Below are 3,316 nucleotides of genomic sequence, written 5' to 3'. Positions count from 1 at the left end.
TCGTATGCTTGGGCACGCACTTTGGAAGGATCGGAATCTAAATATTCAAGGTCTTCCCTAAACGGCATTGTAAATGGATGATGTGCAGCGTAGTAACGGCCTTCTTCTTCATCGTACTCAAGGAGCGGCCAGTCCGTTACCCATAAGAAATTGAATAAACTTGGGTCAATTAAATCTAAATCTCTAGCCAACTTTTGACGAAGGGCCCCTAGAGCATCGGCCACAACCTTTTTCTTGTCGGCAACAAATAGAAGTAAATCTCCTTCTGCCGCTTCAAGGGTCGCTTTAAGAGCTTGAGCGTCCTCTTCAGAGAAGAATTTAGCAATCGGACCCTTTAGCCCTTCAGAATCAACTTTAAGCCATGCAAGCCCCTTCGCGCCATATACAGCAACGAACTCTGTTAAGGCATCAATGTCTTTACGTGAGTAGTTATCAGCTGCACCTTTCACATTGATTGCTTTTACTTGGCCACCATTTGCCACAGCCGATGCAAACACTTTAAAGCCTGAGTCCTTGACGATTTCGGAAAGATCAACTAGCTCTAATCCAAAACGAGTATCAGGTTTATCCGAGCCGTAGCGGCTCATTGCCTCGTCATATGTCATCCGCGGGAATGCCTCAGGCAGGTCTACACCTTTTACTTCTTTCATTAACTTCGTCATCATTTTTTCCATCATGCCCATGATATCTTCTTGACTTAAAAAGCTTGTTTCGATATCGATTTGGGTAAATTCTGGCTGACGGTCTGCACGTAAATCCTCATCGCGGAAGCAGCGAGCAATTTGATAATAGCGTTCAATGCCGCCAACCATAAGCAATTGTTTAAAAAGCTGTGGTGACTGTGGCAGGGCATAGAACTCGCCAGGATGAACACGGCTAGGCACTAAATAATCGCGTGCTCCCTCAGGAGTACTTTTTGTCAAAATAGGTGTTTCAATATCTAAGAAGCCTTCTCCATCAAGAAAATCTCTGATTTGCTTGGTCACTTGATGACGCATCTTTAGGGTCTCAAAAATAACCGGACGACGGAAATCAAGGTAGCGGTATTTTAAACGGACATCTTCAGACGCATCTGTTTTATCAGAGATCATAAATGGCGGTGTCTTTGCTTCATTAATGATTGTTACTTTTTCTGCCTGCACTTCAATTTTTCCAGTTTTCAGGTTATCATTGAAGGTTGCTTCATCACGCGCTACAACAGTTCCAACTATATCTAAAACAAACTCGTTACGGATTTTTTCAGCAATTTGTAATGCTTCTTGTGATAAATCTGGATTAAAAACTACTTGAACAATCCCTGAACGGTCGCGAAGATCAATAAAAATTAATCCGCCAAGGTCGCGTCTTTTTTGGACCCAACCCTTCAAGGTTATTTTTTCACCGACTGCTGATTCTGGTACTTCCCCACAAAAATATGATCTGCCAAACATAATTATCCCCCTCTTAATCCTGCAACTCTTGGAATTGCTTAATAAAAGTTGCTAAATCAATTTCTACTTGCTCACCTGTAGCCATATTTTTTACATTGATTTTATTATTTTTAAGCTCTTCATCGCCTAAAACCGCTACAAACTTAGCTTTTAGACGGTCAGCTGCTTTAAATTGAGCTTTAATTTTTCGATCCAAATAATCTCTTTCTGCTGAAAAACCTGCCCGCCGCAGTTGCTGTAACAAACCAACGGTATAATCTTTTGCTTCTTCGCCGAGTGCGGCAAGGTAACAATCAATGCCTTCGTTGACCGCAAGCTCAATCCCTTCTGCATCAAGAGCCGCAATAAAGCGTTCAATACTTAAGGCAAAACCGATACCTGGTGTTTCAGGACCGCCAATTTCTTCAGCTAAACCATTATAACGGCCGCCGCCGCATAACGTGGTGATCGCACCAAACCCTTCGGCATTACTCATAATTTCAAACGCCGTGTGGTTGTAATAATCGAGTCCACGGACTAAGTTGGCATCAACTTCGAAAGGAATATCCAATTGGGTTAAATACTTCTGTAATTTTTCAAAATAATCCTTAGAAAAATCATTTAAGAATTCAAGGATCGATGGTGCTGTTAACATCAATTCATGCTCGCGGTCCTGCTTACAATCCAAGATTCGGAGTGGATTTTTTTCAAGGCGATTTTGACAGTCATTACAAAACTCACCGATTCTTGGTTTGAAGTGATCAACAAGTGCATTGCGGTGAGCACTGCGACTTTCCTTATCACCAAGGCTGTTAATAATCAGCTTCAGCTTTTTTAAACCCATTTCTTTATACAAGTTCATTGCTAGGGAAATGACTTCGGCATCAATGGCAGGGTCATTACTGCCTAATGCTTCAATTCCGAATTGGACAAATTGGCGAAAGCGTCCTGCTTGTGGACGTTCATATCGGAACATTGGTCCCATATAGTAAAGCTTAACTGGCTGATTAGCCAGACCAAACATTTTTTTCTCCACAAAAGAGCGGACAACAGCTGCGGTACCTTCTGGTCTAAGTGTAAGACTTCGTTTGCCGCGGTCTTCAAATGTGTACATTTCTTTCTGAACAATATCCGTGCTATCGCCAACGCCTCTTGAAAAAAGATCTGTATGTTCGAATATTGGGGTCCGAATCTCTTTATATTGATATTTCTCACAAAGTTCACGGGCTTTAGCTTCAATCAGTTGCCACTTTTCTACCTCACCGGGTAAAATGTCTTGCGTTCCTCGAGGAATGCTTATGGACATAGTGGAAAACCTCCTTATTTTTTCTTATGTAAGTAGACAGGACGCCTCCCTTGTTTCCATTAAAAAACAAAAAACTCCCATCCCTTGTATGAATACAAGGGACGAGAGTTTGATTAATCCCGCGGTGCCACCCTAGTTGAAGGCATAAACAACATGCCTTCCTCTTTAACAGTTAACGCCTGCTACGTTCTTCTCCTACTAGAGGGTACCCTTTTTCAGAGAGAAGCCTACGGAGTGTTCATTCATTAAGTTCCATGTAGAAATGCTTTCAGCCCAGGACATTTCCTCTCTTTTCATGAGTTTGCTTAATTACTATGCTCCATCATTGGTATATCACAATATGTCATTTTATTTAATTAATATTACGGAGCATTGCAGGTATTGTCAATAGCCATTTATGATCTTTCTAAATGTTTTTTTAACTTTCTGACATCACCAATTGTTATTCCGAATTCTGATGCAAGTTCAAACGAGTTTGCATGTTGTTCCTTTTGAATAAAATCATGAAAATCAACACCGAAAAGCCGTCCATCCATCGATTGGATGTTCATTCCTTTTTCACTTGCTCTCATTACTAATCACCTCAGCCTTTTCTTCATTA

The 3,316-nt window shown here is 41.2% G+C and carries 3 protein-coding genes and 1 other annotated feature; all 3 genes read right to left on the bottom strand.

Annotation, left to right across the window (positions count from 1 at the left end; translation table 11 throughout):
- A partial coding sequence (aspS, locus tag V7659_RS19490) for an aspartate--tRNA ligase (RefSeq protein ID WP_335541538.1) occupies positions 1-1,430 on the bottom strand: 1,430 nt, incomplete at its 3' end.
- Between the two features lie 13 nt (positions 1,431-1,443).
- Positions 1,444-2,715, bottom strand: coding sequence for a histidine--tRNA ligase (gene hisS / locus V7659_RS19485; protein ID WP_335541535.1), 1,272 nt, complete (start codon positions 2,713-2,715; stop codon positions 1,444-1,446).
- 94 nt (positions 2,716-2,809) lie between these two features.
- Positions 2,810-3,050 (bottom strand) — a binding site (T-box leader).
- Positions 3,051-3,110: 60 nt separating this feature from the next.
- On the bottom strand, positions 3,111-3,287 hold the full coding sequence (locus V7659_RS19480; RefSeq protein WP_026563468.1) for a hypothetical protein: 177 nt from the start codon (positions 3,285-3,287) through the stop codon (positions 3,111-3,113).
- Positions 3,288-3,316: the final 29 nt, after the last annotated feature.

The organism is Neobacillus drentensis (genome assembly GCF_036966985.1).
In the GTDB taxonomy this organism is placed as follows: Bacteria; Bacillota; Bacilli; order Bacillales; family Cytobacillaceae; genus Neobacillus; species Neobacillus drentensis_E.
The sequence above is the reverse complement of the archived record's forward strand: the minus strand, read 5'-3'. Positions and strand labels throughout refer to the sequence as shown.

Bases quoted from the DNA above. Each gene is read 5' to 3' on its own strand.
- hisS (WP_335541535.1), bottom strand. From the start codon at position 2,715: ATGTCCATAAGCATTCCTCGAGGAACGCAAGACATTTTACCCGGTGAG.
- V7659_RS19480 (WP_026563468.1), bottom strand. From the start codon at position 3,287: ATGAGAGCAAGTGAAAAAGGAATGAACATCCAATCGATGGATGGACGG.